The following is a 17,522-nucleotide window of genomic DNA, read 5'->3' as shown; positions in this document are numbered from 1 at the left end:
CTCCATCATGCAACGATTCGCACGACGCGGTCTCGCCGTCGCCACCTCGCTCGCCCTGCTCACCAGCGTCGCCGCGTGCGGTGACGACGGTGGGTCGGGCGGGGGCGGGGCACCTGTACCCGGTGTCACCGACACCGAGATCGTGGTCGGTACGCACATGCCGCTGACCGGGCCGGCGGCGGCCGGCTACTCCAGCATCGCGCCCGCCACGAAGGCGTACTTCGACTACGTCAACGCCAACGGCGGGGTGCACGGGCGGAAGATCACGTACAAGATCATGGACGACGGCTACAACCCGGCGAACACGCAGCAGGTGGTACGCCAACTCGTCCTCCAGGACAAGGTCTTCGCCATCCTCAACGGACTCGGCACCCCCACCCACACCGGCGTGCTCGACTTCCTCAAGAGCAACCGGGTGCCCGACCTCTTCGTCGCCTCCGGCAGCCGCAGCTGGGACCAGCCGGAGAAATACCCGTTCACGTTCGGCTACAACACCGACTACACCGTCGAGGGCAAGATCCTCGCCACGTACATCAAGGCGAACCACGCCGGGCAGAAGGTCTGCTTCCTCGGCCAGGACGACGACTTCGGGCGGGACAGCCTGGTCGGGGTGGAGAAGATCCTCGGCGCCGGTACGGTCGCCGCCAAGCAGACGTACGTCACCAGCAACACCAACGTGGCCCCGCAGATCGGCGCGTTCAAGGCGGCCGGCTGCCAGGTGGTCGTACTGGCCACGGTGCCGGGCTTCACCGCGCTCTCGATCGGCACCGCCGCCCGGCTCGCCTTCAAGCCGCAGTGGGTGGTCTCCAACGTCGGCGCCGACTACAACACCCTGGCCAAGTCGCTCGGCGAGGCCGCCCCGCTGCTCGAAGGGGTGGTCGGCACGAACTACATGCCGATGAACAACGACACCGCCAACCCGTGGATCCAGCTCTTCACCAAGGTCAACCAGGCACACAACGGTGGTGCGCCGTTCGACGGCAACACGGTCTACGGCATGTCGGTCGGCTACCTATTCGTGCAGGCGTTGCTCGCCGCCGGCAAGGACCTCACCCGCGATTCGCTGGTCGCGGCGGTCGAGAAGGGCGGGTTCCAGGGACCTGGCCTGGCGCCGCTGCGCTTTTCGAGGACCGACCACTCCGGATACGGCGGTGCGCGGATGAGCCGGGTCACCGCTGGTGTGCAGGGCTACTTCGGTCCGGCGTACGAGACGGACGAGGTCGACGGGCCGGTACGGGAGTACGCCGTCGCGCCGGCCACGCCACCGGTGAACGGGATCCCGACCGTGTCCTGACGTTTCCGCGCCCACGGCAACGAACCGGTGGCCGCCTCCCGGGTGGGGCGGCCACCGGACCGTCCGCGGCGCGCAGGGTCGTCCCGGCGGTGCGAACCCGACCGGGACGTGCGCCCGGGGACTCAGTAGCGGACGGCGCTCTGCAACAGCGGTGGGTACACCACGGACGGCTGGCCGTCGACGGTGGTGCCCGCGAACTGCAACATCGCCCGCTGCGCGCCGTGCATCGGCGCGGGGTAGTTCAACGTCGGGGCCGAGACCTCGTCCAGCAGGTGGAGGTGTTCGGGGGTGAGGGTCACCTCCAGCGCGGCCAGGTTGTTCCGGAGGTGTTCGACCCGCCGGGCGCCGACGATCGGCACGACGGTGCCCTGCCGGGCGCGCAACCAGGCCAGCGACACCGCCGCCGAGCTGGTTCCGAGTTCGTCGGCGACCGAGGCCACGGCGTTGATGACGGTGTACTCGTCCTCGCTGGGGCCGCCGACGAACGCGGTGCGGGCGGAGTCGGTGACCTCGGCGTTCCGCCGGTACTTGCCGGACAGAAAGCCGTTCCTGAGCGGGCTCCACGGGACCAGCGCCATGCCCTGGTCCAGCGCGAGCGGTGCGAGTTCGCCCTCGACGGTACGGGCCAGCAACGAGTATTCGACCTGCAGCGCGATCAGCGGGGTCCAGCCCCGCAGCAGCGCCATCGTCTGTGCCTGGGCGGTGACCCAGGCCGGCGTGTTGGAGAAGCCGAGATAGCGGATCTTGCCAGCCCGAACGAGGTCGTCGAGCGTACGCAGGGTCTCCTCGATCGGGGTGTGCCGGTCCCAGTTGTGCAGCCAGTAGAGGTCGAGGTAGTCCGTCTGTAGGCGGCGCAGCGTCGCGTCGAGCTGGGCGGTGATCGAGGTACGGCCCGCGCCGCCACCGTTGGGGTCGCCGGGGAAGAGGTTGCCGAAGAACTTCGACGCCAGCACGACGTGTTCGCGCCGGCCGGGCCGCGCCGCGAAGAAGTCTCCGAGGATCTTCTCCGAGTGGCCGTTGGTGTAGAAGTTCGCGGTGTCGACGAAGTTTCCGCCCAGGTCGAGGTAGGTGGCCAGGATCTTCTCGGACTCCTCGACGCTGCATCCGGCGCCCCCGGGGTCTTCCCCGAAGGTCATCGCGCCGAGCGCGAACGGGCTGACCCGCAGCCCCGACCGGCCGAGGGTGACGTAGTGATCGAGCGGCATGCGCGTGCTCCTGTATGTGAACGGAGAGGTCTCGGAAATGGCCACTGCCATCGAAGCGCGAGCCGCATGGTCCGTGGTAGACCAATGCACGCCAGGTCTTGCCCGATCCTCTCGACTTTGCCCTGATCGGGCTTGTCGAGTGGCGACGGCGTGCGGCCGGTCTGCCCGTCGGGCGCCGGCTACCGGGCCGACGTGCCGGTCGACGGCGCGCCCCTGCCGGGCCGCCCCTGTCGGACCGGCCGCGCCGTTGACGGTGACCCCAGGGGCTCCTAGTATTAGCACTGTGAATGCATATTCTGGCGAACCGTCCGTCCGGTCCGTCGGCCGGCCCGGATGAACCCCGCCGGACTGGAGCTGGCCGGCGCCGGCGTGGTGGTCACCGGAGCCGGTTCCGGCATCGGCGCCGCCCTCGCCACCCGGTTCGCCGCCGCCGGTGCCTGGGTGCTGGTCAACGACATCGACGCCGACGCGGCGCAGCTGGTCGCCGACCGGATCGGTGGGCACGCCCTACCGGCTGACGCCGCCGCCCCCGCCGAGGTGACCCGGCTGGTCGGGAGCGCGCACGAGCGGCTCGGCCGGATCGACCTGTTCTGCGCCAATGCCGGCGTCGGTGGCGGCGGGGGAGTCGACGCCGACCTCGACTCCTGGGACCTGGCCTGGCAGGTGAACGTCCTCGCCCACGTGCACGCCGCCCGCGCGCTGCTGCCGTACTGGCTGCCGGCCGGGCGGGGGCGACTGGTGGTCACCGCCTCGGCGGCCGGCCTGCTCACCCTGCTGGGCAACGCCCCCTACTCGGTCACCAAACACGCGGCGCTCGGCTTCGCCGAATGGCTGCGCGCGACGTACGCCCACCGTGGCGTCACCGTGCAGGCGCTCTGCCCGCAGGGTGTCCGTACGCCGATGCTCGCCAAGGGCGACGGCACCACCGCCAGCCTGCTCCACGCCGACGCGGTGGAACCCGAGGAGGTCGCCGAGCGGGTCGTCGAGGCGCTGCGCGACGACCGGTTCCTGATCCTGCCGCACCCCGAGGTCGCCACGTTCTACGCCCGGCGGGCCGCGGACCCGGACCGTTGGCTGCGCGGCATGAACCGGATCCAGCAGGAGCTCGACCCGGCGGCGCGGGACCGGTGACCGGACCGGACCGGGCACCGGCGGTACGCGACGACGCCCGGGCGCTGCCCGGCCTCGGCCTCGCCCGGCTCGCCGCCTACCTCGACCGGGTGGCCCCGGAACTGGTCGGTGGCCCGCTCCGTGGCACGGTGCTCGCCGGTGGCAAGTCCAACCTGACGTACGAGGTGACCGACGGCCGGTCCCGCTTCGTCGTACGCCGACCGCCGCTGGGCCACGTGCTCGCCACCGCGCACGACATGGGTCGCGAGTACCGCGTGCTGCACGCCCTCGCGCCGACCCGCGTGCCGGTGCCGGGAGTGCTGCTGCACTGCCCCGACCCGGAGGTCCTCGGTGCCCCGTTCTACCTGATGCGGTTCGTCGAGGGACGCGTCTACCGGGTGCCGGCGGAGCTGACCCCGCTCGGTCCGGACCAGGTGACCAACCTCGCCCGGTCGCTGGTGGAAACCCTCGGTCACCTGCACGCCGTGCCGCCGGCCAGCGTCGGGCTCGCCGGCTTCGGCCGCCCGGACGGGTTCGCCGCCCGGCAGGTACGACGGTGGAAGACCCAGATCGACGCCTCGCGCAGCCGGGACCTGCCCGGGGTCGAGGAGCTGCACGACCGGCTCGCCGCCGCCGTACCGCCGGCTGGGGCCGCGACCGTCGTGCACGGCGACTTCCGGCTGGACAACGCGGTGGTCGGCGCCGGGGGCGGGATCCGCGCGGTGCTCGACTGGGAGATGTCCACCCTCGGCGACCCGCTGACCGACCTCGGCCTGCTGCTGGTCTACTCGGCCCGGCTGGCGGCGCCAGGTTGGCCCGACGCCGAGGGCCTGGCCGCCGAATACGCCCGCCGCACCGGTCGTGACCTGAGCGACCTCGGCTGGTACGTCGCGTTCGCCTCGTTCAAGCTCGCCGCGATTCTCGAGGGCGTGCACTACCGCTACGTACGCGGACAGACCGTCGGACCCGGCTTCGACCGGGTCGGCGAACAGGTTCCGCCGCTGATCGCGCAGGGCCTGACCACACTCGGAGGAGCCTGATGGACTTCGCCCTGGACGACACCACGACGCGGCTGCGCGGGCAGCTGCTCGACTTCATGGCCGAGCGGGTCTACCCGGCGGAGACACTCTTCGAGGAGCAGGCGCGGACCGGCGAGCCGTGGACCACCCCGTCCGTGGTGGAGCGGCTCGCCGCCGATGCTCGCCGCCGTGGCCTGTGGAACATCTTTCTCCCCGGTGAACACGGCGCCGGCCTGACCAATCTCCAGTACGCCCCGCTCGCCGAGATCACCGGCCGCAGCCCCAGCCTCGCGCCGGTCGCGCTCAACTGTGCCGCACCGGACACCGGCAACATGGAACTGCTGGCCCAGTTCGGCACCGAGGAGCAGCGGACCCGCTGGCTCGAGCCGCTGCTCGACGGCCGGATCCGTTCGGCGTTCGCGATGACAGAACCCGACGTCGCCTCCTCCGACGCGACCAACATCGCCACCCGGATGGAACGCGACGGCGACGAGTACGTGATCAACGGCCGGAAGTGGTTCGTCACCGGGGCGATGAACCCCCGCTGCGAAATCCTCGTCGTGCTCGGACGTACCGACCCGCAGGCGCCCCGGCACCGGCAGCACAGCCAGATCCTGGTGCCCCGGGACACCCCCGGGGTGACGATCCGGCGGGGTATGCGGACCTTCGGCTACGACGACGGCGACCACGGTGGACACGCCGAGATCGACTTCGTCGACGTACGGGTGCCGGTCGGCAATCTGATCGGCGCGGCCGGCGACGGCTTCGCCATCGCCCAGGCCCGACTCGGCCCCGGCCGGGTGCACCACTGCATGCGGCTGATCGGGATGGCCGAACGGGCGCTGGAGCTGATGTGCCGGCGGGTCTGGTCCCGGCAGGCGTTCGGTGGCCCTCTCGCCGACCAGGGTGTGATCCAGGACTGGGTCGCCGAGTCGCGGGTACGGATCGAACAGTGCCGCCTGCTGGTGCTCAAGGCCGCCTGGTTGATGGATACCGTTGGTAATCAGCAGGCCCACACCGAGATCCAGGCGATCAAGATCGCGGTCCCGCAGGCGGTGGAGTGGATCGTCGACAAGGCCATCCAGGCACACGGTGCCGCCGGGGTCAGTCAGGACTCGCCACTGGCCCGGATCTGGGCCCGGGCTCGGACGATCCGGCTCGCCGACGGTCCGGACGAGGTGCACCGTCGGTCGCTCGCCCGTCGGGAACTGCGCCGCCACCTGCCGGTCCCGTCATGATCCATCGCTACACTCTGCGTGCGTGTTCGGCCCCGGTCCGTCCGCGTGGAGGGGATGTGGGAGATGGGCCAGACTGACCTGCCGGCCCGGGTCGACGGGCGTACCGCGCGGGCGGAACGGACCCGGGCGGCGATCGTCGAGGCGCATCTCGCGCTCATCTCCGAGGGGGACCTGCGGCCGACCGGCGAGCGGATCGCCGAGCGCGCGGGGGTCTCCCTGCGTACCCTCTGGACCAACTTCAAGGACATGGAGACCCTCTTCGAGGCCAGCGGGGAGCGACTGCTCCAGCAGCAGGACGCCGCCTACCGACCGATCTCGGCGGAGCTGCCGTTGGCCAAGCGGGTCGACGCCTACTGCCGGCAGCGGGCCCGGCTGCTCCAGCTGATCGCGCCCTCCGCGCGGGCGGCGCAGATGCGTGAACCGGTCTCCGCCCAACTGCACCGCAACCGGCTCAAACACATCGACCGGGTACGGGCCGAGGTGGTCGAACTCTTCGCCGTCGAGCTGGAGCAGGCCGGTGCGGGCCGGGACGACCTGGTCAACGCCCTGGTCGCGGCGAGCATGTGGCCCGCCTGGTCGATGCTGCGCGACGGTCTCGGTCTCGGCGTCGACCGGGCACGTACGGTGATGACCCGCACCGTGCGGGCGCTGCTGACGGAGGCGGTACACGACTGACGCCACGGTCACGACGGTGTTCAGCGTGAGCGGGCGAGATGGGAGTCCACCATCTCCATCAGCGCGGCGGTCGCGGAACTGATCCGGCGGTTCTCCGCGGTCGCGAGGTGCAGCGACCATTCCAGAGACTGGTCCGTCACCGGCAACGCCTTGCACCGCCGTGCCTGCGGCACCACGTGCGTCGGCAGGATCGTCACCCCGAGACCGTGCGTGGCGAACTCGGCGGCGACTCCGACGTCTGTCACTTCCATGCCGATCACCCGTTCCAGCCCGGCTGCCCGGAACGCCTGGTCGTTGGCGGTGCGGTTGGCGTAGCCGAGCGGGTAGTCGATGAACGGCTCGTCGGCCACCTCGGCCAGGGTGACCGAGTCCTGCTTCGCCAGCCGGTGGTCGGCGGGGACCACCAGCACCTGCGGGATGCGGACCAGTTCCCGGGTGCGCAGTTGCGGGAACGGTCGGCCGCCGATGCCGAGGAACGCCACGTCGATCTCCCCGTCGACCAGGGACCGGGCCAGGCCGGCCGAGCCGTCCCAGGTCGCCGCCCGTAGCCGGAGCCTCACCCGGGGGTGTACCCGGTGGAACTCACCGAGCAGGCCGGCGAAGTCGATCCCGCCGACCGCGGTCAGGCAGCCGACCGCGACCGTACCGTGCAGTTCCCGGCCGACCTCCTGGACCGCGTCCCGGGCCGACTGGGCCGCGTCGAGTGTCGCCCGCGCCCGGGGCAGGAGCGCCTCCCCGGCGTCGGTCAGCGACACCCGCTGCGCGCTGCGCTCGAAGAGGACCGCACCGAGTTCACGTTCCAGCGCGGAGATCGCCGACGAGACCGCGGACTGGACCACGTGCAGCCGACCCGCGGCGCGGGTGAAACTGCGCTCCGCCGCGACCGCGACGAAGTATTCGAGATGCCTGAGCTCCACTCCGCCAAGCATCACATACTCGCCGCCGCGACCGGACCGTACCCGGGGCGGCCGGCGGCCGCCGCGCCTCTCGGGGCGCGACGGCACGGCCAGGTCGGGCGAGCCCGGCTCAGGCCGCATGGGGGACCAGCAGGTCCCGCAGCCCGATTCGGGTCAGGAACTCGACCCGGATCCGGTCGGCGACCGCGCTCACCACAGCCGATCCGTCGTCCGACGGGTCGATGTGGGTACGGAACGGGCGCCGGCCGGCAGGGGTGTCGACCACCTCGACGATCGCCCGGGCGACCGCCGCGACATCGGCGTCGGCCGGTTCCAGCTCGGCCAGGCGCTGGCCCACCTGCTCCAGCAGCCCGGGGTAACGCTCGTCGTACGCGGCGACTCTCGCCTGGTCGGCGGGGCGGCCGCTGTGGGCGAAGTGGTTGGTGCCGTGGGTGAACGCCCCCGGCACGATGATCGACGTCTCGATGTTGAACCTGGCCAGCTCGGCGGCGTAGCTCACGGCCAGGGCGTCCATCCCCGCCTTCGCGGCGAAGTACGGCGCCAGGTACGGCGGGGTGCCGCCCCGGGTACTGGAGCTGCCGACCCAGACCACCAGCCCCTCCTGCCGCTGGCGCAGGTGCGGCAGCGCGGAGCGGTTGAGTCGTTGGGCGCCGAGCACGTTGACGTCGTAGAGCTGGGCGAGCTGTTCCGGGGTGAACGCCTCGGCCGGACCGGTGACCATGTGCCCGGCGTTGTGCACCAGCACGTCGATCCGACCCTGTTCGCCCAGGACGGTCGCGACGGCGGCGTCGGTCGACGTCTCGGAGCTGACATCGAGTTCGACCGTACGCAGGTCGACGCCGTGTTCGGTGGTGTACCGCCCGGCGGCGGCGACCGCCTCGGCGTTACGACCGGTCCGGTCCCGGATGCCGGCGTAGACGGTGTGGCCGGCGTCGGCGAGGGCGCGGGCGGTCAGCGCGCCGAAGCCGCTGGACGCGCCGCTGATGACCACAATCTTGTTCATGGGGGACTCCTTTGGCCCGCTCGGGGCGCGGTGGAGGTGGGCGGGGGCGGGGTGGGGCCGGCGGATCAGATGGCGCCGCCGTTGGCGTAGATCACCTGACCGTTGATCCAGCGGGCCGGACCGGCGAGGAAGACGACCACGTCGGCGATCTCCTGCGGGGTGCCGATCCGCTCCAGCGGCGGTTCGGCGGCCATCCGCTTCAGGGTCTGCTCGTCCTTGCCCTGGTAGAAGAGTTCGGTGGCGATCGGACCCGGCGCGACCACGTTGACCGTGACATCCCGGCCGCGCAGCTCGCGGGCGAGGATCAGGGTGATCGCCTCCACGCCGCCCTTGCTCGCCGCGTAGGCGCTGTAGCCGGGCCGGGCGAAGCGGCTGATCGAGCTGGAGAAGTTGATGATCGCCCCGCCCGCGCGCACTCGCCGGGCGGCCTGCTGGTCGACCACGAAGGTGCCCCGCAGGTTGGTACGGAGGACCCGGTCCAGCACCTCCAGGTCGAGGTCGACCAGTGGGCTGACGGGCATGATGCCGGCCGCGTTCACGACCACGTCGACACCACCGAATTCGCGCTCGGCGGCGTCGAAGAGCGCGGCGACCGAATTCTCGTCGGCGACGTCGGCCTGGACGGCGATCGCGTTACCGCCGTTGGCGGTGATCGTCGCGATGGTCGCGTCCGCGTCGTCCTTGTTGCTGGCGTAGTTCACGACGACCGCGTATCCCTCGGCGGCCAGCCGTTGTGAGGTCTCGCGGCCGATGCCACGGGAGCCGCCGGCGATGATCGCTACGCGCTGCGAGGTGCTCATGATGGTGCTCCTTGAACGGTGTGCCGTGCTGTCGGACCTAAGCTTGGCGCCAGCGAAGCATCAAATCCAACGAATCATTCAGATGATCATCATCTTCCTGACTGATGCATGTTTTGGCGCTATACGCACCATAAGTCCCATGCGTTGCCCGTACCCGACGAAGCGCTCCACGTCTTGACGGCCGTGGATACCTTGGCCTGACAGTCGGCGTACGACACGGGGAGCTGCCGTTGTTGAATCGAATCTGGCGCCCGCTGCGGCGACGGGCCTCGACCAGCCCCGGCCAGCTCACCTTCGCGCTGGTCGCCGTCGTGGCGCTCAGCCTGGCGTTCGGCCTTGTCGGCGCGCTGACCATGCGTGACAGCGTCACCCTGGTCCGGGACGTGAGCGTACGCAGCGGGCCGCTCACCGTGCAGGCCCAGGACATCTACCGGTCGTTGTCGGACGCCGACGCGACCGCCGCCAGCGCCTTCCTCGCCAACGGCGTGGAACCGGCGGCGTTGCGCACCCGCTACCTCGACGACATCGCGCACGCCGCCACCACCGTCGCCGCCGCACTGCGCAGCGCCGAGGGCGACAGCGCCGCCGCCCTGGACGTCCTCGTCGTACAGGTGCCCGTCTACACCGGACTCGTCGAGGCCGCCCGCACCTACAACCGACAGGGCCTGCCCCTCGGCGGCGCCTATCTGCGCGAGGCGTCCGCGCTGATGCGGCAGACCATCCTGCCGGCGGCGCAGGAGCTCTACCGTGCCGAGTCCCAACGGCTGGCGCGGGCGCAGAGCGCCGTCGCCGGGGTGCCGTGGGCCGTGGTGCTACTCGGTCTGGCGCTGCTCGGGCTGCTCGTGGTCACCCAGGTACGGCTGCGACGGATGACCAACCGGGTGCTCAACCGGGGGCTGCTCGTCGCGACCCTGGCCTCGGTGGTCGCGGTCGGCTGGATGGCGGTCGCGGTCACCGGCGCCGCCACCCGGATCAACAACGGCGCGGAGGAGGGATCGTTGCAGGTCGGAATCCTCGCCGAAGCCCGGATCACCGCGTTGCAGGCCCGCGCCGACGAGGGACTGACGCTGATCGCCCGCGGCGACGGCGCCCAGTTCGAGGAGGACTTCACCGCGATGATGGAGCGGCTCATCGGGGCCGACGGGACCGGCGGTCTGTTGGAGCGGGCGCACCAGCAGGCACCCGACGAAGCCGCCCGCTCGACCGTGGAGGAAGCCCGCTCCCACGCCCGGGCCTGGCTCGCCACCCATCGCAAGGTACGTGAACTCGACGACAGCAGCCAGCACCTGGAAGCGGTGCGGCTGGCGACCGGAACCGGGCCGGAGAGCGCCGCGAACGCGGCAGGTCAGCTCGACACGGCCCTCGCCAAGGGCATCACCGACGGCCGTCAACACTTCGACCAGCAGGCCGAAACCGCCGGCAACATCCTGCGGGGCGCCGACCTCGCGGTCGCACTACTGGCCGTTCTGCTCGCGGCGGCCGGATCGTTCGGGCTCTACCAGCGGATCGCGGAGTACCGATGAACGCTCGACGACTGATGATCCTGGGAACCGCCGCCCTCCTCCTCCTGACCGGCTGCTCGACACCGGAGCACCAACCGCCGTCGGAAGCGACCCCGGCCACCGCCTCGGTGCCGAGGCCGCTCAACGTCAAGGACCCGGCCGACGTACCGAGTCCTCCCGCGTCACCACCGCCCGCGTGCGACCCCCGGGCGAGCCTGCGTCCCCCGGCGACGATGCCGGCACCGGGGCGGATGCCCGAGGGGACGGCGATGGCGGCGATCGCGAAGCGTGGACGGCTCGTCGTCGGCATCGACCAGAACGCCTACCTGATGGGGTTCCGCGACCCGGTGACCGGGGAGCTGACCGGCTTCGAGGTCGACCTGGCCCGGGAGATCGCCAAGGCGATCTTCGACGATCCGAACGCGGTGCAGTTCCGGGCGATCACCACTGCCGACCGGATACCGGTGATCCAGCGACGCGAGGTCGACATGGTGATCCGTACGGTCACCGCCACCTGCGAACGGATGCAGCTGGTCGCGTTCTCCAGCGAGTACCTGACGTCCTATCAACGGTTGCTGGTCAACCGGGGCTCCGGCATCAAGAGCTTCGACGACCTCGCCGGCCGCAAGGTCTGCGCCACCCGGGGCAGCACCAGCATCGTGAAGATCCAGAGTGCGGCGTCCAAGCCGATCGCCGTCTCGACCGACAGCACGCTCGACTGCCTGGTCCTGTTGCAGCAGGGCCAGATCGACGCGGTCTCCACCATCGACGTACTCCTGCTCGCCCTCGCCGCCCAGGACCCGGGTACCGAGGTCGTCGGCGAGCCGATCACCGACGAGCCGTCCGGTGTGGCCATGTCGCTCGACACCCCGGAGCTCGTCCGGTTCGTCAACGGCGTACTGGCCCGCATCCGCGCCGACGGCACCTGGACCTCGCTCTACCGCCGCTGGCTAGGCCGGTTCGGGGACGTACCGCCACCGCCGGTCGCGCGGTACCTGGACTGACCATGGGAAGCGGCATCGGACGGCTGGCCCGTCACGAGATCGACGACGAGATCAGCAAGGTCAGCCAGGGTTGCGAGGCGATCGCCGCCGCGCTCTACACGATCGACGCCCACGAGACCAACGGGTACGTCCGGACAACCGACCTCGGCGGCGCGACCGGGGAGTTGTGGCAGGCGACCCGACCTCGGATCGGCCCGCTCTGGGAAGGGTTCGCCAACGTGCGGGACCACCTGGAACAGATCAGGGGCGTACGCGGCACCCGCAACCGGCTCCCGGATGCCACCCTGATGGAACTGTCCCGCCTGCTCCACTCGCCGGTGCCCGGCTTCGACGTGCGGCCGTACGCCGCCGTCACCGCCCTGACGGCGAGCTGTCAGGAGGTGATCAGGGTTCTCGACCGGATCGCCACCGCCCGAGCCGAGGTGGCGGCGTGGGCAGCCGAACTGGCGGTCGGGCTGACCGACCTGGCCACCGCCGAAGCCGACCTCACCGACGGATCCGACACCGTCAGCGCCCGGCTCGGCGCGACCTGCCAACAGCTCCAGCACACCGCGCTGGCCGACCCGGTCGGCGCGGTCCTCGACCCCGGCGAGCGGGTGCGGCTCCGCTCGACCGTCACCGCGACCGTCGAGCGGTTCACGGCGCTGGCCGGGATCCGGGACACCGTGCCCGACCGGCTCGCCGCCCTCGACCGGACGCTGGCGGCGGTCACCGCCGCGCAGGACCTCGCCCGGGTCGCGTACGCGCGCGTCACCGAGAAGATCGCCGACCCGGGTCTGGTGGAGCCCCTGGACCCGGTGCCCGGACTGTGGGCGGCGGCCACGGCCCTGGTCCGGCGCGCCCCGCCCGAACCCGAGGGCTGGTCCACCGTCGCGGACCGGTTGACCGTGCTGGAGGGGGAGGCGTCGGCCGCCCTCGCCGCCGCCGCCGACCGTACCCGGGTGGCTGACGGGCTGATCGGCCGCCGCGACGAGCTGCGCGGACGGTTGGAGGCGTACCGGGCGAAGGCGGTACGGCTCGGCCGGGCCGAGGAACCCCGGCTCACCGGACTGCACAGCACCGCCCGGGACCTGCTCTGGACCGCACCGTGCGATCTACGGGCGGCGACCAGGGCGGTGTACGCGTACCAACAGGCACTGACCGGCAACGTCGAGAGGAGCGCGGGATGACCGCGTGCGTGCGTCCGGACTGCGTGGGCTCTTACGGCCCGGAAGGTTACTGCGACGAGTGCGGGCGCCGGGCACCGGTCGGCAACGCCGGATACGTGGGCCTGCCGCCGGGCGGCGGGGCACCGGTTTCGGACGGCTCGTCGGCCTCCGCCGGCTCGACCCCGAGCGCCGCGATGACGCGCGGTACGGCCTCGTCGAGCGGCCGGACCGGCACCCGGGGCACCGGTCGCGGGCGGCTCGGCGGTGGGCTGCTCGACGTACCCCGGATGCCCCGCCGCGACCCCACCACGGCGGTGCTCGCCGACCCGCAGGTGCCGGAATCACGCCGCTACTGCGCGACCTGCGGCCGCCCGGTCGGCCGCAGCCGCGACGGGCGCCCTGGTCTGGTGGAGGGTTTCTGCACCAACGACCGGACGCCGTACTCGTTCCGCCCCGCGCTCGATCCCGGCACCGCCGTCGCCGGCCGCTACGAGGTGCTCGGCACTCTCGCCTACGGCGGACTCGGCTGGATCTACCTCGCCCGGGACCGCAACGTCGGTGACGAGGTAAGCGACCGCTGGGTGGTGCTGAAAGGGCTGATCGACTCCGGGGACGCCGACGCGACCGCCGCCGCGATCACCGAGCGGCGGTTCCTGGTCGAGGTGGACCACCCCGCCATTGTGAAGATCTACGATTTCGTCTCCCACCCGGACCCGCGCAGCGGCGACCGGGTCGGCTACATCGTGATGGAGTACGTCGGCGGGCGTTCCCTGCGCGACATCTACCTCGACCAACCGGTGGTGGGCGGGGCCCGGCAACCGTTGCCCCTGCCGCATGTCATCGCCTACGGCCTCGAGGTCCTTCCGGCCCTGGGCTACCTGCACGAACGCGGACTGCTCTACTGCGACTTCAAGCCGGACAACGTGCTGCACGCCGACGACCGGATCACCCTCGTCGACCTCGGTGCGGTACGTCGGATCGACGACGACGTGAGCGCCGTCTGGGGGACGACCGGGTACCAGGCACCCGAGGTGGCCACGGTCGGCCCGTCGGCCTCCTCCGACCTCTACACCGTGGCCCGCTCCATGGCCGTGCTCAGCTTCGACTTCCGTGGCTTCAGCACGGCCTATCTGGACAAGCTGCCCGGTCCCGAAACGGTGCCACTGCTGGAGCGGGAGGAGTCCTACTATCGCCTGCTGCGCCGGGCCACCCACCCGGATCCGGCTCGCCGGTTCGGCAGCGCCGCCGAGATGACCGAGCAACTGCTCGGCGTACTGCGCCAGGTGCTCGCCAGCGACGGGGTGCCTCGGCCGAACGTGTCGGCACAGTTCACCGGCGAGCGGCGCGCGTTCGGCACCCGGGCCGGGCAGGTCGACGCCGACGCGACCGCGCATCAGACCCGGCCCGGGGCCGCCTCGGTCGTGGCCGGGTTGCCGATCCCGCAGGTCGACCCGGCGGACCCGGCGGCAGCGCTGCTTGCCACCGTGCAGACCGCCGACCCGGACGTCCTGGCCGAGGCACTCTCCACCCTCGGCTCGACCGGGGTGGAGGCGCGGCTCGCCGTCGTCCGGGCGCGTCTTGTCAGTGGTGACGTGGCGACCGCCCGTACCGAACTCGCCGCGATCGAGCGGGTCGGCGACGACTGGCGCCTCGACTGGTACGACGGACTGGTCGCCCTCGCCGAGGAGCGGTTCGGCGACGCCCGGCAGGCGTTCGACCGGGTCTACGACGCGTTGCCCGGGGAACTGGCCCCGCAGTTGGCGCTCGCCGCCACGGCCGAGCTGGTGGGGGACGGCGAGACCGCGCGGCGCCTCTACGAGCGGGTCTGGCGGACCGACCACGCGTACGTGAGCGCCGCCTTCGGGCTGGCCCGGATCCTCGCCGGCGCCGACGACCGGGCCGCCGCCGTGGCCGTGCTCGACACGGTCCCGGAGAGTTCCAGCCACAGTGTGCCCGCGCAGATCGCCGCGGTCCGGGCCCGGCTCGGTGCCGAGCCGACGCGTCTGGCCGAATCGGAACTGCTCGACGTCTCCACCCGGGTCGAGCGGCTCGGCCTGGGCGTCGAGCGGCGGGCATGGCTGACGGTGGAGACGTTGCGGGCGGCGCTCGACTGGGTACGGGCCGGCAACGGCGGGGCGGGGCGGGTGCTGTCGCACACCCTGTCGGAGCGGGAACTGCGGTTCGGACTCGAACGCGCGTTCCGGGTGCTCTCCAAGGTGGCCGCCGACCAGGAGACCCGGATCGGACTGGTCGACCAGGCAAACTCGGTACGTCCACGGACGTGGTTCTGAGATGACCGAGTGTCCGGAATGTGCCGCCCGGGTCGATGCCGGGGACCGGTTCTGCGAGGCGTGCGGTTCGGGCCTGTCCACCGGCGCCGGCCGGCTCTCGTCCCGTTCCACCGACCGCACCTGCCGGTCCTGTGGGGCGACGGTCGGCTCGGACGGGTACTGCGACTCGTGCGGTCGTCGTTGCCCGGTCGGACGTGACCGGTGCGAGCTGGACCTCGGGGAGGTCGCGGCGGCCACTGACCTTGGCCACCGTCGCGCCCGTAACGAGGACGCCGTCGCCGTCGGCTCCGTCCGGACCGGCCGCGTCGCCGTTGTCTGCGACGGCGTCTCGTCCTCGCCGGACGCCGACGCCGCGGCCAACGTGGCCGCCGACACGGCCATCGACACGCTGCTGCGAGCGCTCGGCGAGGATACGCCCCCCGACGTCGCGACGGTTGCCGCCTTCCGGGCGGCGGCGCGGGCGGTGGCGACCCTGGGCCGCTCCACCGCCACCGGGGATGCGCCGAGCTGCACCTTCGTGTCGGCGGTGGTCGGCGCGGACCTGCGGGTGACGGTCGGCTGGGCCGGTGACAGCCGCGCCTACTGGGTGGACGAGGCGCTACCCGGGGCACCGGAATGTCTCACCGTCGACGACTCGCTCGCGGGTCAACTCGACGCGGCCGGAGTGGACTCGACCCGGTTGTCGCTTCCACCGGACGCCTTCGGCCTGACCCGTTGGCTCGGTGCCGACGCGCCCGCCGGCGACCCCCACCTGGTTACCTTCGCGCCGTCGCGTACCGGGGCGGTGGTGCTCTGCTCGGACGGGCTCTCCCGCTATCTGCCGAGTCCGGCGGTGCTGGCCCAGTTGGCCGCCGTACCGACCCGCACCACGGCCTCGTCCGCCACCACCGCGATGACCGCCGCGCGTCGGCTGACCACCTTCGCGCTCAACGCCGGTGGCATCGACAACATCGCTGTCGCCGTCATTCCGGTGACCGTCGGCACGACGTCCGACGACCACCCCCAGATCGATCCGAGAGGAGCGCCGACCGATGAGTGACGTCAGGGCAGAGGTCTTCCAGAACGAGTATTTGGCGGAAGGCGCCACGGTCGCCGACGCCGTGGTCACCGTGACCGTGGGCGACGGTCACGGCCCGGCTGTCCGTACCGAGGGTGCCGCAGCGGCCGAGATCATCATCATCGACTGCTCCGGGTCGATGCATGGCGAGCGGATGGTGCAGGCGAAGAAGGCGGCGGCGGTGGCGATCGACACCCTGCGTGACGGGGTCGGGTTCGCGGTCATCGCGGGCTCGTCCGGTGCCGTCACGGCGTTCCCGTCCGGCCAGCGGCTCGCCGTCACGTCGCCGAGCACCCGCGCCGAGGCGAAGGCGGCGATCCGGAAGCTGAAGGCCGGCGGCGGGACCGCCATGAGTACGTGGCTGCGGCTGGCCCGTGACCTGTTCCGGGAGTACCCGGTCGAGATCCGGCACGCGATCCTGCTCACCGACGGCTGCAACGGCGAGTCGGAGCGGACGCTCCAGGCCGTACTCGACGACTGTGCGGGTGAGTTCGTCTGCGACAGCCGGGGCGTCGGCGAGGGCTGGCGCGCGGCGGAACTGTTGAAGATCGCCGACACGCTGCTCGGAACCGCTGACGGGATGAAGGATCCAGCCGGGCTGGCGGCGGACTTCCAGGCGATGATCGAGGCGGCGATGGGCAAGACCATGGCCGACGTGTTCCTGCGGGTGTGGACTCCGGCCGGGGGACGGCTGCGGTTCCTGAAGCAGGTGCATCCGGAGATCGTCGAGCTGACCGACCGCCGGTCCCAGGTGAGCGCCCGGGCCGGCGACTATCCGACCGGTTCGTGGGGTGCGGAGAGCCGCGACTACCACCTCTCGGTCGAGTTGGAGCCCGGTACGGTCGGGGAGGAGGTGCTCGCCGCCCGGGTGAGTGTGGTCCGGCGCGACGAGACCCTGGCCCAGGCGCTCGTCCGGGCCGTCTGGACGGACGACACCGCCCACTCGACAAAGATCAATCAGCGGGTCGCGCACTACAGCGGTGAGATCGAACTGGCTGAGGCCATCCAGGAGGGACTCGCGGCACGGGAGGTGGGCGACGTCGCCACGGCTACCGCCCGACTCGGCCGGGCGGTCCGGCTCGCCACCGAATCCGGACGCTCCGACACCGTGCGCCTCCTCGCCGGGGTGGTCGAGGTGACCGACGCCCGGGAGGGAACGGTGGTGCTCAAACAGCGTTCGGCGAACCGTGACGTCGACGTCGACGCCGAGATCGCGGCCGTCACGTCCCGCAAGACCACCCGCGTCCGGCCTGCCTGAG

At 71.7% G+C, this 17,522-nt stretch carries 15 protein-coding genes; 11 read left to right on the top strand and 4 right to left on the bottom strand.

Translation table 11 applies throughout. The features are described 5' to 3' along the window. Positions 1-7 precede the first annotated feature (7 nt). Complete coding sequence (locus BDK92_RS01080) at positions 8-1,294, top strand: ABC transporter substrate-binding protein (protein WP_121153736.1); 1,287 nt, start codon at positions 8-10, stop codon at positions 1,292-1,294. Between the two features lie 122 nt (positions 1,295-1,416). Here the strand turns inward: BDK92_RS01080 and BDK92_RS01075 are convergent, their stop codons facing one another. After that, the gene (locus BDK92_RS01075; RefSeq protein ID WP_121153734.1) at positions 1,417-2,499 is read right to left on the bottom strand and encodes an aldo/keto reductase; all 1,083 of its coding nucleotides are present in this window, start codon (positions 2,497-2,499) and stop codon (positions 1,417-1,419) included. A gap of 348 nt (positions 2,500-2,847) precedes the next feature. Between BDK92_RS01075 and BDK92_RS01070 the strand changes: the two genes are divergently transcribed. The 4 genes from BDK92_RS01070 to BDK92_RS01055 all read left to right on the top strand — a co-directional run bounded on the left by BDK92_RS01070 (position 2,848) and on the right by BDK92_RS01055 (position 6,541). Further along, a complete protein-coding gene (locus tag BDK92_RS01070) occupies positions 2,848-3,630 on the top strand; it encodes an SDR family NAD(P)-dependent oxidoreductase (RefSeq protein ID WP_425462290.1) in 783 nt (260 codons plus the stop codon). Then, positions 3,627-4,649 (top strand): phosphotransferase family protein, encoded by a 1,023-nt coding sequence (locus tag BDK92_RS01065; protein WP_121153730.1) that lies wholly within the window; start codon positions 3,627-3,629, stop codon positions 4,647-4,649. The genes BDK92_RS01070 and BDK92_RS01065 overlap by 4 nt, the downstream gene beginning before the upstream one ends. After that, the gene (locus BDK92_RS01060; RefSeq protein ID WP_121153728.1) at positions 4,649-5,866 is read left to right on the top strand and encodes an acyl-CoA dehydrogenase family protein; all 1,218 of its coding nucleotides are present in this window, start codon (positions 4,649-4,651) and stop codon (positions 5,864-5,866) included. The genes BDK92_RS01065 and BDK92_RS01060 overlap by 1 nt, the downstream gene beginning before the upstream one ends. A gap of 63 nt (positions 5,867-5,929) precedes the next feature. Next, positions 5,930-6,541, top strand: coding sequence for a TetR/AcrR family transcriptional regulator (locus BDK92_RS01055; RefSeq protein ID WP_211348998.1), 612 nt, complete (start codon positions 5,930-5,932; stop codon positions 6,539-6,541). Between the two features lie 20 nt (positions 6,542-6,561). Here BDK92_RS01055 and BDK92_RS01050 read toward each other — a convergent pair whose 3' ends face one another. The 3 genes from BDK92_RS01050 to BDK92_RS01040 all read right to left on the bottom strand — a co-directional run bounded on the left by BDK92_RS01050 (position 6,562) and on the right by BDK92_RS01040 (position 9,261). Beyond that, positions 6,562-7,458, bottom strand: coding sequence for a LysR family transcriptional regulator (locus BDK92_RS01050; RefSeq protein ID WP_121153724.1), 897 nt, complete (start codon positions 7,456-7,458; stop codon positions 6,562-6,564). 109 nt (positions 7,459-7,567) lie between these two features. Next, the gene (locus tag BDK92_RS01045; protein WP_121153722.1) at positions 7,568-8,461 is read right to left on the bottom strand and encodes an SDR family oxidoreductase; all 894 of its coding nucleotides are present in this window, start codon (positions 8,459-8,461) and stop codon (positions 7,568-7,570) included. 65 nt (positions 8,462-8,526) lie between these two features. Continuing rightward, entirely contained in the window at positions 8,527-9,261 is a 735-nt protein-coding gene (locus BDK92_RS01040) for an SDR family oxidoreductase (RefSeq protein ID WP_121153720.1), read from the bottom strand. 230 nt (positions 9,262-9,491) lie between these two features. Here BDK92_RS01040 and BDK92_RS01035 point away from each other — a divergent pair, with 230 nt between their 5' ends. From BDK92_RS01035 to BDK92_RS01010, 6 genes are read left to right on the top strand one after another with little or no spacing between them, the layout of a single operon-like run. Then, positions 9,492-10,784 (top strand): hypothetical protein, encoded by a 1,293-nt coding sequence (locus BDK92_RS01035; protein ID WP_147456871.1) that lies wholly within the window; start codon positions 9,492-9,494, stop codon positions 10,782-10,784. Then, entirely contained in the window at positions 10,781-11,767 is a 987-nt protein-coding gene (locus BDK92_RS01030; protein ID WP_121153716.1) for a glutamate ABC transporter substrate-binding protein, read from the top strand. Before BDK92_RS01035 ends, BDK92_RS01030 begins: the two co-directional genes overlap by 4 nt. A 2-nt stretch (positions 11,768-11,769) precedes the next feature. Beyond that, positions 11,770-12,936 carry a hypothetical protein gene (locus tag BDK92_RS01025; protein ID WP_121153714.1) on the top strand — a complete coding sequence of 389 codons (1,167 nt, stop codon included), beginning with the start codon at positions 11,770-11,772 and terminating at the stop codon, positions 12,934-12,936. Further along, positions 12,933-15,206 carry a serine/threonine-protein kinase gene (locus BDK92_RS01020; protein ID WP_121153712.1) on the top strand — a complete coding sequence of 758 codons (2,274 nt, stop codon included), beginning with the start codon at positions 12,933-12,935 and terminating at the stop codon, positions 15,204-15,206. Before BDK92_RS01025 ends, BDK92_RS01020 begins: the two co-directional genes overlap by 4 nt. Before the next feature lies 1 nt (position 15,207). Beyond that, positions 15,208-16,245, top strand: a complete 1,038-nt coding sequence (locus tag BDK92_RS01015) for a PP2C family protein-serine/threonine phosphatase (RefSeq protein ID WP_121153710.1) — start codon at positions 15,208-15,210, stop codon at positions 16,243-16,245. Further along, on the top strand, positions 16,238-17,521 hold the full coding sequence (locus tag BDK92_RS01010) for a VWA domain-containing protein (RefSeq protein ID WP_121153708.1): 1,284 nt from the start codon (positions 16,238-16,240) through the stop codon (positions 17,519-17,521). The genes BDK92_RS01015 and BDK92_RS01010 overlap by 8 nt, the downstream gene beginning before the upstream one ends. The last annotated feature ends 1 nt before the right edge of the window (position 17,522 follow it).

The organism is Micromonospora pisi, assembly GCF_003633685.1.
Taxonomy (GTDB): Bacteria; Actinomycetota; Actinomycetes; order Mycobacteriales; family Micromonosporaceae; genus Micromonospora_G; species Micromonospora_G pisi.
The sequence above is the reverse complement of the archived record's forward strand: the minus strand, read 5'-3'. Positions and strand labels throughout refer to the sequence as shown.